General features: G+C 60.1%; 10 protein-coding genes. 2 read left to right on the top strand and 8 right to left on the bottom strand.

Annotated elements, in window-relative coordinates; genetic code table 11:
• The 3 genes from glgB to SGJ19_27040 all read right to left on the bottom strand — a co-directional run.
• A partial coding sequence (glgB, locus tag SGJ19_27050; protein MDZ4783923.1) for a 1,4-alpha-glucan branching protein GlgB occupies positions 1–2,173 on the bottom strand: 2,173 nt, incomplete at its 3' end.
• A 12-nt stretch (positions 2,174–2,185) separates the two neighbouring features.
• Complete coding sequence (treS, locus tag SGJ19_27045; GenBank protein MDZ4783922.1) at positions 2,186–5,467, bottom strand: maltose alpha-D-glucosyltransferase; 3,282 nt, start codon at positions 5,465–5,467, stop codon at positions 2,186–2,188.
• Positions 5,460–7,511 (bottom strand): alpha-1,4-glucan--maltose-1-phosphate maltosyltransferase, encoded by a 2,052-nt coding sequence (locus SGJ19_27040; protein ID MDZ4783921.1) that lies wholly within the window; start codon positions 7,509–7,511, stop codon positions 5,460–5,462. Before SGJ19_27040 ends, treS begins: the two co-directional genes overlap by 8 nt.
• Before the next feature lie 446 nt (positions 7,512–7,957).
• Between SGJ19_27040 and glgP the strand changes: the two genes are divergently transcribed.
• Positions 7,958–9,649 (top strand): alpha-glucan family phosphorylase, encoded by a 1,692-nt coding sequence (gene glgP / locus SGJ19_27035; GenBank protein ID MDZ4783920.1) that lies wholly within the window; start codon positions 7,958–7,960, stop codon positions 9,647–9,649.
• 472 nt (positions 9,650–10,121) lie between these two features.
• On the opposite strand, the gene SGJ19_27030 is transcribed toward glgP, so the two are convergent.
• The 4 genes from SGJ19_27030 to SGJ19_27015 form a co-directional block, all read right to left on the bottom strand.
• The gene (locus SGJ19_27030) at positions 10,122–10,850 is read right to left on the bottom strand and encodes a glutathione S-transferase N-terminal domain-containing protein (protein MDZ4783919.1); all 729 of its coding nucleotides are present in this window, start codon (positions 10,848–10,850) and stop codon (positions 10,122–10,124) included.
• Positions 10,851–11,101: 251 nt separating this feature from the next.
• On the bottom strand, positions 11,102–11,302 hold the full coding sequence (locus SGJ19_27025; GenBank protein MDZ4783918.1) for a hypothetical protein: 201 nt from the start codon (positions 11,300–11,302) through the stop codon (positions 11,102–11,104).
• Between the two features lie 1,001 nt (positions 11,303–12,303).
• Entirely contained in the window at positions 12,304–12,963 is a 660-nt protein-coding gene (locus tag SGJ19_27020) for a hypothetical protein (protein ID MDZ4783917.1), read from the bottom strand.
• A gap of 156 nt (positions 12,964–13,119) precedes the next feature.
• Complete coding sequence (locus tag SGJ19_27015) at positions 13,120–14,649, bottom strand: gamma-glutamyltransferase (protein MDZ4783916.1); 1,530 nt, start codon at positions 14,647–14,649, stop codon at positions 13,120–13,122.
• Between the two features lie 357 nt (positions 14,650–15,006).
• Between SGJ19_27015 and SGJ19_27010 the strand changes: the two genes are divergently transcribed.
• Positions 15,007–15,930, top strand: coding sequence for an SPOR domain-containing protein (locus SGJ19_27010; GenBank protein MDZ4783915.1), 924 nt, complete (start codon positions 15,007–15,009; stop codon positions 15,928–15,930).
• 43 nt (positions 15,931–15,973) lie between these two features.
• On the opposite strand, the gene SGJ19_27005 is transcribed toward SGJ19_27010, so the two are convergent.
• Positions 15,974–17,203, bottom strand: a complete 1,230-nt coding sequence (locus SGJ19_27005; GenBank protein ID MDZ4783914.1) for a helix-turn-helix transcriptional regulator — start codon at positions 17,201–17,203, stop codon at positions 15,974–15,976.
• Positions 17,204–17,475: the final 272 nt, after the last annotated feature.

Genomic DNA, 17,475 nt, shown 5'->3' with positions numbered 1-17,475 from the left:
CGGCGAGCGGCGGCAGCGTCAGTTTCAGCGAATAGGGCCGTCCGTGCCAAGGCACCGGCTCGGCCGTTACGTGGCCGCCATTGCCGATGTTGCTGCCGCCATAAAGGCCCGCGTCGGAATTCAGCGCCTCGTGATAGACGCCACCGTCCGGAACGCCGCCCCGGTAGTTCGGTCGCACGACCGGCGTAAAATTGCAGACCACGATCGCGAGCGGGCGGCCGTCATCCGCGCGGCGCAAGAACGAGAGTACGCTATTCTCGCTGTCGTTGGCATCGATCCATTCGAAGCCATCGGCTTCACAGTCCCGCGCGTGCAGGGCGGGTGTCCCGCGATAAAGCGCATTGAGGTCGCGCACGAGGCGCTGGATGCCGGCATGCGCCGGATCCTCGATAAGAGGCCAATCGAGGCCCGTGTCATGATTCCATTCGCGCTCCTGCGCGAACTCTCCGCCCATGAACAGCAGCTTCTTGCCGGGGTGGCTGAACATGAACGTGAAATAGAGGCGAAGATTGGCGAAACGTTGCCAGCGGTCGCCGGGCATTCGAGCTAGAAGCGAGCGCTTGCCGTGTACGACCTCATCATGCGAAAGCGGTAGCACGAAATTTTCGCTAAATGCGTAAATGAGCCCAAACGTCAACTGATGGTGATGATGTGAGCGATGGATGGGATCGTGGCTCATATAAGCGAGCGTGTCGTGCATCCATCCCATGTTCCACTTGTAGCCGAAGCCGAGTCCGCCGAGGAAACTCGGTCGCGAAACCATCGGCCATGCGGTCGACTCTTCCGCTATTGTTGCGATACCGGAAACGCGCCCATACGCGACCTCGTTCATTCGCCGAAGGAAATCGACCGCCTCGAGGTTTTCGCGGCCGCCGAACTTGTTCGGGATCCACTCGCCGGGCGCGCGGCTGTAATCGAGGTAAAGCATTGAAGCTACGGCATCGACCCGGAGTCCGTCGACGTGATAGCGACCGAGCCAAAACAAGGCGTTGCTGACGAGAAAATTCACCACTTCACGCCGCCCATAATTATAGATCAACGTGTCCCAGTCCTTGTGCACACCTTGGCGCGGGTCGGCATGCTCATAGAGATGCGTGCCATCGAATTTGGCCAGTCCGTGTGGATCGCTTGGGAAGTGACCCGCCACCCAATCCAGGATCAGCCCGAGCCCAGCGCGGTGAACGGCTTCGACGAAGGCGCGGAAGTCGTCCGGCGAGCCAAAGCGGCTGGTCGGCGCAAACAATCCGGTCGGCTGATAGCCCCATGAGCCGTCGAACGGGTACTCGCTGATCGGCAGAAGCTCGATATGGGTGAATCCCATATCTTTGACGTAGGGGACGAGATCTGCCGCCATTTCGCGATAGGTCAGATACCGATTGCCTTCGTCGGCCCGGCGACGCCAAGAGCCGAGATGAACTTCGTAGATGGAGATGGGGGCGGCACGATCGAAGCGGTGACGGCGCTCGGCGATCCAATTGTCATCCTGCAACCGATGATCGCCAAAATCATGGACGACGGACGCCGTCTTCGATGGCTGCTCGGCTGCGAAAGCGTACGGATCCGACTTGAGCGGCAGCACGGTGCCGTCCGCGGCCTTCAATTCGTATTTGTAACGCTCCCCGGCGCGTAGCTCCGGAACGAAAATCTCCCATACGCCGACGCCGGGATGTCGGCGCATCGGATGACGGCGACCATCCCAGTTGTTGAAATCGCCGACCACGCTCACGCGCCGCGCATTGGGCGCCCAGACGGCGAATGCAACACCGCGCATCTCCTCGATCGAGATAACATGCGCGCCGAGCCTGTCCGCGGAGTCGAAATGCGCCCCCTCGCCAAAGAGATGCAGATCGAGAGGGCCCAGCCACGGGGGAAACCGGTAGGGATCCTCGATATCGGTCTCCCCGCCGTCCCATTCCACGCGCAGGCGATAGGCGAAGCGCCTGGCCCGCGCCACGACGCCCGTGAAGAGCCCTTCATCATGAACGCGCCGAAGCTCGACCAGTGAACGCGCCGTCTTCGCATCGATGACGGACACGCGGCGCGCTTTGGGAAGAAACGCGCGAATTTCCAACCCGCCATCGACGCGGTGCAGCCCCAAGTACGCGAAGGGATCGGGGTGATCACCGTTCACGATTGCAGTTACATGATCAAAGGAAGGGCCGCCGTCGACCATTTCGGCCTCTGCTCAAGCACGTTCGAGAAGCAGATCGCAAGCGCCAGCGAGGGGAATCCAAACCCACGCCGGCCGGTTCGCCAATTCGTATCCGATCTCATAGAAGAGCTTTTCAAGCATGGCCAGCCGAAGCAGGCCATTTGCCGCCGCCTCATCGGCGGGATAGCTGGAGGTGCCTGCGATCGAGGCACGATAGGCGTCAAAAAATGCCTTCGTCGCTTCGTCGCGCCACGCCATCACATGGGGGCGCAACGTCGCGCGTCGGTCGGGGTGATCCTTGGTAACGTGATCGAGCGCCGCCCAGGCCGCGTAGTCGAATGAACGCAGCATGCCGGCCACGTCCTTGAGCGGCGTATGCTTCGCGCGCCGTTCGGCAAGGCTGCGGCGCGGCTCGCCCTCGAAATCAAGAATGTAAAAATCGTTTTGCGCGACTACGACCTGGCCGAGATGATAGTCGCCATGAAAGCGGGTCTTGATCAATCCAGAACCGAACGATTGAGGTTTTGAAAGCGCTTCCACAATTTCACGACGTTTCGCCAACAGCTTGTCGGCGAACGTCGCCGCCTCCGGCAAGAGCGATGCGCGGCGCTCAGCGAGCCCCTCCAGCGTGGCGCGAGCATCTTTGCAGATTTGGCGTTGAAGCTTGTTGAGATCGGCTTCGGTCAGCGGTTCCGGTTTGAAGGCCGAGTTGGCCGCGCCTGGGCATAGAGCCTTGTGAAGCTCGGCGGTCCGCTCACCCAGCCTCTGCATCTGCGCGAGATGGAACGCGTGCGGGTCCTTACGTGCGGCAAGTTCGTCCGCTGGAAGAACGGCCGCCTCGTCGAGAAATCGCTGAAGGTAGCTTGACGTATGAGACCAGCCGTCGCCCTGGTTGCGTATGAAGGCGTGAAGGCAGGCAAGGGCGGTCGGATGGCCATCCGCGCCGATCAGTTCGACTGAGCCGAGCAGAGGCGGCGTATTTGGAAAGCGTGCCACTTCGGTCAGGAAGCGGCCCATCTCGACTTCGGAATGAAGCCCCGTCATCAAGCGGCGGTAGATCTTCAGAACAAGATAGTTTTCGATCAACACCGACGAGTTGGTTTGTTCGACCGCGACGGGCCGAACGACGGGGTTGGCCGGCATCGGATGTTCAGCCATGGCCGCAGTCGCTCGAAATTCGATCCTGCCGGCGGGATAGGCAAGGTTGTCGCCCCGGCGAACGGCTTCCACCAAGGCAAGCGCGAAACGCTCGTCCTGCACGGCCTCGAATAGAGTTCCGCCCTTAGGCCCCTTGCGCACTTTGGCCGCCGCGAAGGCCGTGCGCTCAGGCGAAAGCGTGTGAACCTCGCGCCACTCGATGGCCAACGGAAGGAAATAGCACTGCGGCGGGTGCTTTCCATCGAATCGGGCCTCGAGAAGAGCGAGGAGCCAACCGGACTGTCCATCCGCCAACGGGACGCTCGCGGTTACCTCAACTTCGCGCAAATTCGCGTTTTTCGCGCCATACCACCGCCGCAGAGGAAGGTAGCGACGCAGAACGTCGCGCTCGAAGATCGCCTTGTTACGGCCCGTCAAAAGACTCTGCCAACTCTCGCCCATGACCAGCGTCACGAACTCGGGTAGTGGTTGACCGAGGCTGGGGCTTCCATCGGTCAGCGTCTTCGGATCTGCGAGAAGGAACCAGTAAAAAGAGTGGCCGGACAACGTGATTCGGTAGAGGCCGTCACTTACGGCCGGAAAGTTGGTCCGGCTCATGAGTTCGACGGGGACACGTCCGCGAAACGTGGAGAGGTCCAGATCGACCGCTTCAGCCGACCGCGCGAGGTTCGCGACGCATAGCACCGACTCGTCGCCGAGCTCACGGAGATAGGCGAAGACACGGCGGTTCGAGGGGTAGAGGAAGGAGAGCGTGCCCCGTCCGAAAACCTTACGGCCCTGCCGAGCGGCTATGAGACGCTTCATCCAATTGAGGAACGACGACGGATTCTTGCTCTGAGCCTCGACGTTAACGGACTGGAAGCCATAGACCGGATCCATAAGAGGCGGCAAAAAAAGACGCGCCGGATCTGCGCGAGAAAACCCGCCATTTCGGTCCGGTGTCCATTGCATCGGTGTCCGCACGCCGTCACGGTCGCCGAGAAAAATATTGTCGCCCATTCCGATTTCGTCACCATAATAGATAACCGGGCTTCCGGGCATCGACATGAGCAAGCTGTTCATCAGTTCGATCTTGCGGCGATCGTTCTCCATCAATGGCGCGAGGCGCCGGCGGATGCCTAGATTGATGCGGGCACGCCGCTCGGCAGCGTAGGTGTTCCAGAGATAGTCCCGCTCGGAGTCGCTGACCATTTCGAGCGTCAGCTCATCGTGATTGCGGAGAAAAATCGCCCATTGGCAGGCGTCGGGAATCTCCGGCGTCTGCCGCATGATGTCGGTGATCGGATGACGATCTTCCTGTGCAATGGCCATGTACATCCGCGGCATCAGCGGGAAGTGATAGGCCATGTGACATTCGTCGCCGGCGCCGAAGTAGGATTGTACGTCTTCCGGCCATTGATTGGCTTCGGCGAGAAACATGCGGTTCTTGTGCTTCTTGTCGAGTTCCGCGCGCATGCGCTTCAGGACGGCATGGGTTTCCGGCAGGTTCTCGTTGTTGGTTCCTTCGCGTTCGCAGAGATAAGGGATGGCATCGAGTCGCATCCCGTCTACGCCGGCATCGCACCAGAAACGCATCGTGTTGACTACGGCTTTGAGCACTTGCGCATTGTCGAAATTGAGGTCGGGCTGATGACCGAAAAAGCGGTGCCAATAATAGGCGCCGGCTTCGGGATCCCAGGTCCAGTTCGATTTTTCCGTGTCGGTGAAGATGATGCGCGTGCCCTCAAATTTCTTATCGGTATCGCTCCACACGTACCAATCGCGGTAGTGCGATCTCGCCTTCGCCCGTCGCGCGCGCTGAAACCAAGGATGCTGGTCGGAGGTATGATTGACAACGAGCTCGGTGATCACCCGCATCCCGCGGTTGTGCGCCTGCCGCACAAATCCGCGAAAATCTTTCATCGTTCCATAGGACGGATGAATGTCGCGATAGTTTGCTATGTCGTACCCGTCGTCGCGGAGCGGCGAAGGGTAAAAGGGGAGCAACCAGATGGCCGTAATCCCTAAATCCTGCAGATAGTCGAGGCGAGCCGTGAGACCTCGAAAATCTCCAATTCCGTCGTCGTTGCTATCGAAAAACGCCTTCACATGCGCTTCGTAGGTGACCACGTCCTTGAACCAATGAGGATCGTTCGAAAGGCTGTCGGGCTTAGGCATTTGTCGTATGCTTCTCGGAGGGCCCCGGCGCCGTGATGCGGAAAATGGCGGTGGGATTCGCGCGAGGATCGAGACGAATCCGCTGTCTGGCGCCACGCCAAACGTAGCGCTCTCCGCCGATCAGCTCCTCAGCTTCGAATGAGCCGTCACGATCGATCCTCATCTCGGAGAGCGGAAATTCGATCGTCGCTTCGTGGGTTTCGAACGGGTCAAGATTTACAGCGACGAAAACCATGCTCGCACGGTCGGCCGTCATCTTTCCGTAGAACAGCACCGAGTCGGAGTCCGCGGGATAAAAGCGTAGATTCAAGAATTCGCGGAGGGCCGGATTGCTTTGCCGCGCGCCATTCACGCGAGCGATGAATTCCTTGATATTGCCCTCACGGTTCCAATCCCAAACCTTAAATTGGTACTTCTCCGAATCGGCATATTCTTCGCTGTTGGGTAGTGCCTTCGCTTCGCACAGTTCAAATCCGTTGTAGATGCCGTACACGCTCGACAATGTGGCGGCGAGTACGAGCCGCATCTGAAAAGCGGCGCGGCCTCCCCGCTGCAAAATAGGCGGCAAAATGTCGGGCGTGTTGGTGAAGAAGTTCGGCCGGAGATACTCCCGGCATTCAGATTGCGTGAGCTCGGTGAGGTAGTCGATGAATTCCTGCTTGAAATTTCGCCAGGTGAAGTAGGAATAGGATTGTGTGAAACCGGCCTTGGCGAGGACCTTCAGCATCTTCGGCCGAGTGAAGGCCTCTGAAAGGAAAATTACGTCGGGATGCTGGGTTTGTACTTCGCGAATCAACCATTCCCAGAATGGCACCGGCTTGGTGTGCGGATTGTCGACGCGGAAGATCTTAACGCCGTGGCCGACCCAGAACAGAATTACATCCTTGAGTGCGTTCCATAGGGCCTCGCGATGAGGTCCATAAAAGTTGACGTTAACGATGTCCTGATACTTCTTCGGCGGATTCTCGGCGTGCTTGATCGTCCCATCCGGACGAAAAGTGAACCACTCCGGGTGCTCCTTGATCCACGGATGGTCCGGCGCGCATTGAATGGCGAAGTCGAGGGCGAGCTCGAGACCGTTTTCGTGCGCTGCCGTGTTCAGCCGGTTGAAATCGGCGAATGTTCCCAATTCGGTGTGGATCGAATCGTGGCCCCCTTCGGCAGAGCCGATCGCGTAAGGGCTGCCCGGCTCGCCGGGCTTGGCAGCCACGGCATTGTTCCTCCCCTTGCGATTTATCGTGCCGATCGGATGGATTGGCACTAAGTAAAGCACGTCGAATCCCATGTTTCGAATTTCTGGCAGGCGCCGCATACAGTCTTCGAAGCTGGCGCTTCGCTCCGGAATGGTTCCCTGTGATCGGGGAAACATCTCGTACCACGCGGAAAATCCGGCTGCCTCACGGTCTACGTAGACCTCGAGCTTCCGATGATAGCGGGTCACATCCCCGCGGGGATTGCTTCGCACCATCAAGGTCGACATGTCTTCAGAAAGCAGCAACGCCGCGCGTTCCATGTCGCTGTCCGCTTTCTTGAGCGCGGTAGCGATTTGCTTCAGCGATGCGGAAGTCTTTGCGCCTGCGGCTTCTGCCGCCACGCGCACCAGCGCTTCCGCTTCGCGAAGTTCCAAACTGATGGTTTGTCCGGAGTCGCGCTTCTTGACGGTATCTCGCTTCCATGATTCAAAGCTGTTGGTCCATGCTTCGACCGTGTAGGTGTGCCGTCCTATCTGCGTGGCGCGGAAGCTTCCGCGCCAACGATCATTGTCGATGTGCGTCATCGGCGCAGCGTGAGTTTGTCCGGATGGCGTCTCGTAGCGAACAACGGCGTCGATAACGTCGTGGCCGTCGCGAAAAATGTCGGCCCATACGTCGAATACGCCGCCGACGATGCGCTTCACGGGATAGCGGCCGCAATCGAGTTCCGGATGGACATTCTCGATGACGATGCGGCCTCGGGAATCTCCGGTGGTCGCGCGCTGCGTCGCCGACGTTGTCGTGCCCGTCCTGGCGGGCGAATCGTCCGAGTTGTCGGCGTCGCTTGACATTGAAGTCAAGGGATTTCCTGAAATGATTGCGCGCGCTACTTGGCGCCGATCACGATTAACGCGATAACCGGGCGCTTGGTTCCGGAAGCGAACTCGACTAGGTCGCGTGAGGTCGCGGAACCGCAGCGACCACTGGTCGTTGATTTCCGGGGAGGAATGTGCCGGGTACCGGCATTATTATATCACGCTTGCATCGTGGCGGGGAGTGCGTTTGATACAGTGGCGGCAATTTTGACACCCAATCCCTCGGCGGCCGTCTACGTTGATATGGGACCGTCAGCGTCAACATAGTGAATGCGATTGAATTGTGAGCGCAGGAGCGGCGGCTGGAAGTGCCCGGCTCCGCCGTAAGGGCATAGCGGTCGATAGGCTACAAACCTTGCAGGATACGCGTAGCTAATTCGAGCTCAGTGGCCGAAAGAGCGTTCTCAGAGGCGAGAGGGGTGATGAACGAGTTAGGATATTTCGTTTCCCGGACGCGCATAGCCTACTTTTGCATGGAAATCGCGCTACGCCCTGAAATGCATACCTACTCGGGTGGTTTGGGCATTTTGGCCGGCGACACGGTCAGGTCCTGCTCCGACCTTGGGTTGCCGGTCGTCTTCGTCACCTTGGTCAGCAAGCAAGGTTATTTCCGGCAGGAAATCGACCCCGAGGGGCGGCAATTAGAGCACCCCGACACGTGGGACCCCGCGACCTGGGCGCGGCCGCTGCCGGCCATGGTCGGCGTGGACATCGAAGACCGGTGCGTTTGGATCCGTCCTTGGCTTTATATTCACGCCGGTCCACTGGGTGAGCAAATCCCGGTACTGCTCTTGGACACCGACCTCGACCAAAACGCTCCGCAAGATCGCGAGCTCACGAATTGCCTGTACGGCGGTGACGAGGTCTATCGTCTAAAGCAAGAAGTCATTCTGGGCATCGGGGGCGTGCGCATTCTCGACGCACTGGGTTTCATTCTCCACACCTATCACCTTAATGAGGGCCATGCCGCGCTGCTGACTATTGAACTGATGCGCCGCTTTCGACGCGCGGGGGCTAGTCCAGTCGGTGACCAAAACGGCTTGGTCTTTGCCAGCGTACGTGATCTTTGCATTTTTACGACACATACGCCCGTCGATGCTGGTCATGATCGGTTTGGCTACGACCTGTTCCAGAGCATCGCCGGCAAGATCATTTCGGTCGACGATCTTCGTATGTTTGCTGGCTCGGATCGGCTCGACATGACGCGACTGGCGTTGAATCTTTGTGGCTATGTGAATGGTGTTGCGCGGCGTCACGCCGAAACGGCGCGGGTGATGTTCCCGGGTTATGACATCCAGGCGATCACCAACGGTATACACTCCGAAACTTGGGTGCATCCCCGGTTCAGCGAGCTCTTTGAGACAAATTTCCCGCGCTGGTGGCACGATCCCGAGATGCTGGTTCGCGCAGACCAGCTTTCGGATGATGCGATCTGGTCGTCGCACTTGGCCGGGAAGACAGATCTCTGCGATCTCGTCCGCGATACGACGGGCACGATATTCGATCCGGAGTTGCCGATCATCGGCTTTGCACGGCGTATGACGGGCTATAAGCGCCCCAACCTGTTGTTCACCGATAAGGAGCGCCTCTTGTCCATTGCGGCGCGTCATCCGTTTCAAATCGTTCTTGCCGGAAAAGCGCATCCGCGCGACGTCGGCGGCAAGGAAATGATCCGTGAGATTCACCGCGTCAGCGCCGAACTCTCCGACCGCATCCCGATTGCGTTCATTCCAAATTACACCATGGCGACGGCCAAAGCGCTGATCGCAGGTGCCGATGTCTGGCTCAACACGCCACAGCCACCGCTCGAAGCCTCGGGGACAAGCGGAATGAAAGCTGCCCTGAACGGCGTGCTCAATCTGAGCACGCTTGACGGCTGGTGGATTGAGGGTTGCATTGACGGCGTGACCGGCTGGTCGATCGATGCGCAAGGAAAAAGCGAGAGCGATGCGGAAGCATTATATCGCAAGATCGAGGATGTGGTGTTACCGCTCTTCTACGATGATCGCGCGCGCTGGATCTGGATGATGAAACAGGCGATCAGCAAGCTAGCCTCATATTTCAACAGTCAAAGAATGATGCGTCGATACGCATCCGAAGCCTACATTCGATAGCGTGTTTGTCCTGATAACAGTCCTTGTGCGCACACACAATGAATGATTCGGAAATCTCATCGAAGGCAATTCGGGAACGGAGCCGACCAGCTCCATCGAGCGCGCAAAGCCGCGCTGATGATCCTTTATTCACCTTTGGCCGCTGCGATCGGGATGACTGCATTCTCGGTTCTTGGGCATTTGGCGGCAATTGACACGCGGTGGCCGGTCTCCAACTATGACAATGGATTGCGTCGTGCCGAATCACCCACTTGCCGAATTCGTTTGCCGGGAATCCGACTTTGCCGATCCGCGGTCGCATCGTTGCTTGTCACCGCACCGCGCCGTCGCGCTTCCGTTCGAAGAAAAGCGGAATGCGTCGTGATATACTCCGCGTCCTCGTTAGTTTGGCGAGCCTCAATGATCGAACGAGACGATTTGAGGAGTTCAGCAATGAAAGCAAGAGATGTTATGCGGCGGAATGCCGTGACGGTTATGCCTCCGGTCTGCGTGTGGCGTGGAGTAGATTATCGCCAAACATGTTTGACCACTGCTCTGGGGTAAGCGTCATCCGCCTCTCCAAATAGGCTGAGGGAACTCCTGTCGTGAGTGACTGGGTTGCCGACAAGACGGCGGGACGTGACATTATCGCGCCGGACCAGCGAAGAATGGACGGGAACTCGGTTAGCTTCATATCGAAGTTTCCAATATTCTGAACCCAAGGCCAGCAGGCGATATCAGCGATCGAATACTCTTCGGCGAGATACTCCGCTTCGCCTAGCCTGCCGTCGAGGACGTTCAACAGACGCCGCGCCTCGCGCGTGTATCTGGCGATGCCATAGGCTTGCCCCTCCGGCGCGTATCGCACGAAATGGGCCGCCTGTCCGATCATTGGCCCCAGCCCAGCAACCTGCCAATTTAGCCACTGCAGCGCGATGAACTGCCGGCGAAATTCGGACGGAAGGAGCCTGCCCGATTTCCTCGCCAAATACATCAAGATGGCCCCGGATTCGAATACCGGAAACGGGCCCGCTTGATCCTCCGGCTCAAGATCGATGATGGCCGGCAATTTGTGATTGGGATTGATTTTCTTGAACTGCGCTTTGAGATGCTCGCCGGCAAACATATCGTAGTTGATGATTCTGTACTGTAGTTGGACCTCCTCCAGCATGATCGCGATCTTTAGTCCATTCGGCGTGCGCACATAGTGGAGATCGATCATTACTGCCTCTCCCCATGCCCTTCGATCATGCCATTCAACCGATCGCCGGAAATTCGATCCTGACTGCGCACGCCGCCAATGACGAACCGTGCGCTCGACTTGATCCCACTGCGCGGCCGCCTCCGCTGGATATAGCCGCACCGCACTCTCGCCGGCACCGACCGTGGGCAGCGTAGGTGAAACACACTACTGGGTAGGTGGGTATTTCATGCTCAGAATGCGAGAACAAATCCGCCTCTCGTCGCTAGTCTTCAATTCGCCGACCCGCCTGGCTCTGCCGCAAGCATCTTATCTATCGCTTCGAATATCTTCAGCCAAACTCGCGCGCCTTGAAGATCGCCAAGCTCGTGCAACTCGTCGGCCATTCTGGCGGCGAAGTAGGCGGCTCCTTTACCATGCCGCTCGATCGTTAGCTTGGCCGTTGTGACGATTTCTCGATCGGAAACACTCACGGGAGCGTCGCCAATGCAGAGAAATAGGCGCCGCACTCATTGTTGTACAAACGATTCCTTTGCCTCGGACAATCTGACGAAATGTGCCTCTTCAGATCCGGTAACGGGAAGTCGCGGCCGTGGATGGCCTCAAGCGAAGCCTTCCTAAAGCGACCGCGAAGTTCACACTTGCGGCACGCGATCTCGACCAAGTCCATCGGATAGTCGGAAAGTCTGACGGTTCTGGGCGACATGCGGCGATCATTGGCAACGCCCGGCGCGCAAGTCATGCCGCAGTTGGGGTATGCAGAACCTGCAGCTTCACTAGACAAATTTAAGCCGCCGAGGCCTCGATCGGCATTGACATTAATCAACACCGCCCCAGCGGGTTTTGGTCGTGTCCGTCGATGCTTGCTCCTTTGATGAAGATCGCCCGTTGAGGCTGCTACATCGACCAAAAAGACCAGTGCGCGCGTTTCGCTCTTGCGTCCGATATCGTACAAAGCTCGGAATTGACTTCTTGTTCCTTTGACGTTCTGAGTTATGGAGGGCGATTTAGAGTCAGAGTCTGGGCCTCAATCAAGGAGCGCAGCCAATACTCTCGCGTGTTCGGCGGCGCGCACAAGATTGAACTGGGTAAATGCTTGCGCATTGAAGTAAAGAAGCGCCAATGCCGCGTCAGACAGCCAAGATCGTTCAGATTCCGAAAGCGCCGGCGGACTGCGATCGACTGCTTCCGGACTCCGAAGAGCACCTCAAATCAGTAATTGCGAAGCTGGAGCGTGAGAACATGCAACTGCGGCGCCTGATCCGGTTCACAGCTCTCGCCATGAAGGGGCAGGTCCCGAAAGCTTTTGCGCGCCATTCGATTTCGGCTGTGCGGCGAAGAGGTCACGGCAACCGGGGCGGAAGCGCCCGGCGGGGTCGATGACCATGACGCATGACGGATTGCTCTGGCCGTGACGCTGCAGCGGTTGGCAGACATCTCCGTGAAGCTCGGGTGGATTGCGCTTCGCCGGCGGCTATTCCGCCGCTAGCAGCGTCACAAGCTCGCGCACCTGCTTGCGGACCGCCGGATTCCTTATTCGATTGTATGCGGCGAGAAATTCACGCGCTTTGCGAGTCGACCGTTTCTCGGTGAAGTCCGCCAATATAGCCCGGTCGCGTCTTCCATAAGTGTCCTCTGGGGGCGGCGGCAATTCGCCAAGAAAAGCCCATGGCGGGGTATCGAGAACACGCGATAACGCGAATAGAGCGCCGATCGTGAGGCCGGTTCCGCTCGTTTCGAGAACCTGGATACGACGGGCTGTGAGCTTCAGGGCGGTGGCGAGCTTGGCGCGGCTCCATCGCAGTGTGTTTCGGCGGCGGCGTATGCGTTCCCCGATCCGACGTTTGATTTCACTTGGCGACGGTAAATCCGGCGACGCGCATGCCAATGTGGCCGCTGAACGGACGGCAACGTCGCTGGATTCCGCAATACAACAGTCGCGCTTCCGGATTCCGCGCGGCACATTTTTCTCGGCTCTTCGCACTGCCTTGAAGATCGCGACCTTGCTGACATGAAATCTCTCGGCAAGTTGGGAAAGAGACGCTCCGCGCAGATGCAGCCGGCGAATTTCATTCTCCTTGCCGCACAGGGGACGTCTGTGAGGGTCGAGTACCCATTTGCCGGTACGATGCAAGAGAGAATAGACGTAGTGGACCGAACACCGCATTCTATCGGCGGTCTGCTTGACGCTCTTCGTCGCTTCGTACCACCGAAGGACTGATCGAGCGCGCTCCGATAGGGGTCTGGTCGCCTGCATCCTTGCGTCACCAGAGGTGGAGTCCGGTCCGCATCAATGGGCAGCGGAGGAGCCGGCCCACGGTTCGCTCGTCTCAGTCATCGCGATTCGATCGCCGGAAAAGAAGTCGACGCCGACGGCCACCGCGCAGGGTCGAGAAAACGGATAGAGCGAGAACGGAAGCTCCGCAACGCGAAAGACTTGCTCGATGGCCTGCCTAACGTCGAGCGAAGCCGTCGAATCGATCTGAATTTCGCCGGGACGCCGGATGCCGATACGCGGATGCGAGAATGCGTCCTCCACCGAGAAGCCAAAGTCGATCAAGAACGAGATCAATTGAACGATCGTCGGCAAAATGTGCCGATCGCCCGATACGCCGAGCGCCAGCCAGGGCCTGTCGCCCGATACCCCGAGCATGGGAAGAAGGTGGTTCGTCGTTCTCACTGCGCCGCGCGACGGATCGGTATCGCTCGGCCGGTCGCGCGTCGCCGGGGCCGCATTGTTCACGAGAATTCCCGTTTCGGGCAGCACGATCTTCGATCCGAAGGTCGAACCGAGGCTCTGAGAGAGAGAGGCCATGTTGCCTTCGCCGTCGATGACCGAGACGTGCGAGCTCCATCCATCGGGAATCTCCGCACCGACGTTCGAGTACTCCGCATGCGCAGCGGAGAACAGATGAGCATATTTGAGGAAGGTGGAGCGATCGACGGTGGATTTCCATTCCTGCGAGCCGCCGATGATCTCGCGGAACATCTTGCCGATGGCGGCGTGCGGCGGCATCAGAAACCGCTTTCCCCCGCGCATGACCACGGCGGGTTCGAGCAATTGCGCGCGATAGGCATGGAGATCGGCCTTGTCGATCAGCGCCCCGCCCTCCACGGCATCGCTTGCGAAGGCGTGCGCGATCGATCCCTCGTAGAAATCGCGCCCGCCGCGTTCCGCCAGCGCCTTGAGAGTCGCCGTCAAGGCAGGGTTTCGCAAGCGAAAGCGATTGATTCCGGTGATGGAGGAGGGGTAGCCCAACGGTAGAAACCAGTTTCGCGACGCGGGAAACCGCGAAAGCTCGTTTGCGGCCGATCCGATCGTGAGAAGCCCGTACCAATCGAGCTCCAGCCCTTCCTCGCAGAGCTCGATCGCGGGCGCCAAGAGCTCAGTCCACGGTTTCGTCGCGAACACATGAGCGGTCCAAAGCCCTTCGGCCAGTCCCGGCACGGCGATCGACCGATACGCGTGTTCGTCATGCGCCGCGTCTGCATCCTCCTTTAGCGCGAACGCGCCGGGCCAATCCGACTCGGCGTTCGGTGTCCGTCGCGGCGGCGCGCCGGCGAAGTCGACGACTTGGCCCCGGCATTTGCGCGCATCCCAGACCGTCATGCATCCATTGCTGCCGAGCCCGCTCGTCCAGGGCTCGAGTATGGACAGGGCAAACGCAGCGGCGATGGCGGCGTCTATCGCGTTTCCGCCGCTGGAAAGTATGCGCGCGCCGATGTCGGCCGCTGCCTGATTTTTCGCAGCGACAGCGCCGCGCTTGCTCCGCACCGGCTCTTTCAGAATGCGAAGCTGCCTGCTGAGATTCTGTGACATTCCCCCGATGCCGGATGAGACAGTCACACTATGTGTCCCATAACGACGCGCAATACTCCTTTTGGGTGAGGTTTTGGTCCGGATCGATCATTTCGACGCGGCGCGCGGGCTGCGAAGTCCCGAGGTGTGCATCGAAGCCACGTGTCCTGCCGTCCGGCCGAGCGCTTCAAGCAGAGTTCGACATCGCCTGAGTTTACAAGGCGTAGCCAATGCCGCCGGAACCCTTTTGTCTTGCCGTTCGTGCCGCGTGCAGCGTGGCGCAATGCCATCTTGAATGCCGCTACCTCGTATTGGGTATTGCGAACGCGACGAAGGCTGCTAGCACGGCCAACCAAAAGAAAAGTGCGGGGATACGTGATGCGCGATGGGGATGGGGTGTCGATTGCTCGCTGGCATCTCAAAGACGCTGGTCGGGCGTTGACACGCTGGGGCGCGATGGTGATCGCTGTTACAGGAGCCGGGATCCTGGCGGCGTGCGTCGAACGCGAAGGAATGTCCGAACACCCACCGTGGCTAAGCTGGGCCCTGGCGCCTTTGTTGCCGGAAAGCTCATCGGGTCGCGACCTGCAGGGCACGGAGGAGCCGCCACCGCAGATCGAGACGGCCAGCGGTCAAGCCGCGCCGGTCACGACGGCGGGCGACGCGCTCCCGAATCCGGGCTTCGTGCTCATCGGGCCTGCGGCCCCGCCTGCCGGAGAGCAGGATCCCGCCGTCGCCGTCGAAGCGACGCGGGAAGTTCAAACGTGGCTTCTGCAAATGGTCTCGCGCGGAGTCATGCGGGAAATATTCGTCGATCCTTCAAAGGCGCACGCCGATCCTGTCGGCCACTACTTCGTTCAAATCGGCTCGCACCAGGATATTCGCCTCGCCGAGCGGCAGCTTGCAGCCGCCCGTGGCCGCTTCGAGGCGGTGTTGGGCGGCGCACAGACGCGTATTCAACCCGTCGATCTTGCGGCGCGGGGGCGCTTTTACCGTGCGCACATCGGGCCGTTCACTTCGGCCGCCGGCGCCCGCGCCATCTGCGACACGCTCATGCAGCAAAAGCAGGATTGCATCGCGGTGGCGGAGCGCCAGGCGCCGCAGGCGGGCCCAACGGTTCAGCCCGCGCGCGCGACCACAGCCGCACGGGAAGGCCGGAGCAGGGTCGATCTGGCGGAGGCGGGCCGCGGCGATTCAAGCCTGTATGCCGAGAAGCCAAGCGCTCGCGACCCCGACCCCGAGCAACGCGCGGACGCCTTACCCCTGTTCACCGCTCCCGGCTTGGCGGGCGTGCCGGACTAGAGGCGCACCCAGCATGGCGGGCGCGATCGGCGCCCCCGCAATCCTAATCCGCCGAGAGACCGCCGGGCCGCTTGAACGGCCATGCACCTTGCGGCAGGCGCGGCGCGCTTTCCCCGGAAGCCGTCGACTTCGCTATTTTGCCACGCGCGACCGACACCAGCAGCTTCATCAGCTCCGATTGGCGGGTGGTGTAGGTCTTCTCGAAAATGTGCTTCACATGCGTGCGCGCGGTCTGGGGGCTGATGTTGAGCCGGAGCGCCAGGCTGAAGATGTTCTCGCCGGCCAGCAGCGCGGCGCAGACCCGGGCCTCCGACGCCGTCAGGTGAAACGCGGCGCGCAGGGCCGTCTCTTCCACTTCGATCTCGGTATCGGCGCTGCGGCACACGACGACGTAGCCGCTTCGCGTCTGCGCATCGGCTTCGTTGCCGAACGTATAGGGCCGGATCTCGACGAAGATCGGCCGGCGCCCGTCGCCGACGTCGCGCTGGATGACGCAAGAGCGCGGCACCGGCTTCTGGGCCAGCACTTCGACGAGAGGGCGCGGCAGGCGCGCGGCGACGGGCGGGCGCCCGCTCGACGAGCCCGAAGGAGCCCATCGCTTCGGCGCAGCGCCTTCGCGCGGGCCGTTGAACAGCACGTGGCACGTTTCGTTCATGTAGCGAATCGTCGACGGCAGCTCGACGAGGGCCACGCCGGCGGCCAATTCCTCGATCGCCGTCTCGAAGCCGAGTTCCACGAAGCGCCGGGTCCCCACCGCGCCGTTCACCTCGATTGCCTGGCGCGCGTGCAATGCGTAGAGGCGGCAGATGGCCAAGGCGGCGTCGTCATACTCCTCCGCATGCGAACGACGCGAGAGCATGACGTGAATGACATTGGCCCCGCGCACCCGGATCACGAGGTGCGCGGTGTTGCGGATGACCTGCCCATACATGAAGAGCTGGAAAAAGCTGGTTTGCGCCAGCGCCTCGTTGGGAACGATGTCGCTGCCGCGCCAGACGAGGCCTTCGGCCTGAAAGTAGGATGATCGCGCGAGCCAGGGATTCTCCGCGGCGTAGATGTCGCGGTAGGTGTCGATGAAGTTGGGTTCGACGTTGAAACTCGCGATGATCGCGCCGCGCCGTTCCTCGAAATTGTAGTGCGCGACAAAGGCTTTGTCGCTGCGGGTCATGGCGGATAAGAGCTCCAGCGGCCGCGAGGCCGGTAGAACTTCCGAGGCGGCCCCGTAGATGGCCGCAATCAGCTCATCCCTCGCGTTCGCTTCGTCTTGCTGCACGTTGCTTCCTCGTGAGGCGAGGACGCACTGCCACGGCACGGTTTAAGCGCCGCATCAATGCACCACGCCACGCTGCGATTTGAAGCCGGCACGCCCGCGCCGGCTACAGTGTCGAGTCTCACACGAAGAGCCCCAGAACCTCCGCGTCGCTCCTGATGCTGTGTCACGAAACAGTACCACACATCTACGCGGCTTCACCGGCGCGTTAGCCCCCTTTTTGGTGACGCGCTTTCGACGGCGGGGAATAGCCCAATACGGTCGAGCGGCATCAT

The organism is Planctomycetia bacterium (assembly GCA_034440135.1).
Taxonomy (GTDB): Bacteria; Planctomycetota; Planctomycetia; order Pirellulales; family JALHLM01; genus JALHLM01.
Note: the sequence above shows the minus strand (reverse complement) of the source record. Positions and strands in the feature narration are given on the sequence as shown.

Coding starts and splice junctions, on each gene's coding strand:
- treS (MDZ4783922.1), bottom strand. CDS start 5,467: ATGCCTAAGCCCGACAGCCTTTCGAACGATCCTCATTGGTTCAAGGAC.
- SGJ19_27040 (MDZ4783921.1), bottom strand. CDS start 7,511: ATGTCAAGCGACGCCGACAACTCGGACGATTCGCCCGCCAGGACGGGC.
- glgP (MDZ4783920.1), top strand. CDS start 7,958: ATGAACGAGTTAGGATATTTCGTTTCCCGGACGCGCATAGCCTACTTT.
- SGJ19_27030 (MDZ4783919.1), bottom strand. CDS start 10,850: ATGATCGATCTCCACTATGTGCGCACGCCGAATGGACTAAAGATCGCG.
- SGJ19_27015 (MDZ4783916.1), bottom strand. CDS start 14,649: ATGTCACAGAATCTCAGCAGGCAGCTTCGCATTCTGAAAGAGCCGGTG.
- SGJ19_27010 (MDZ4783915.1), top strand. CDS start 15,007: ATGCGCGATGGGGATGGGGTGTCGATTGCTCGCTGGCATCTCAAAGAC.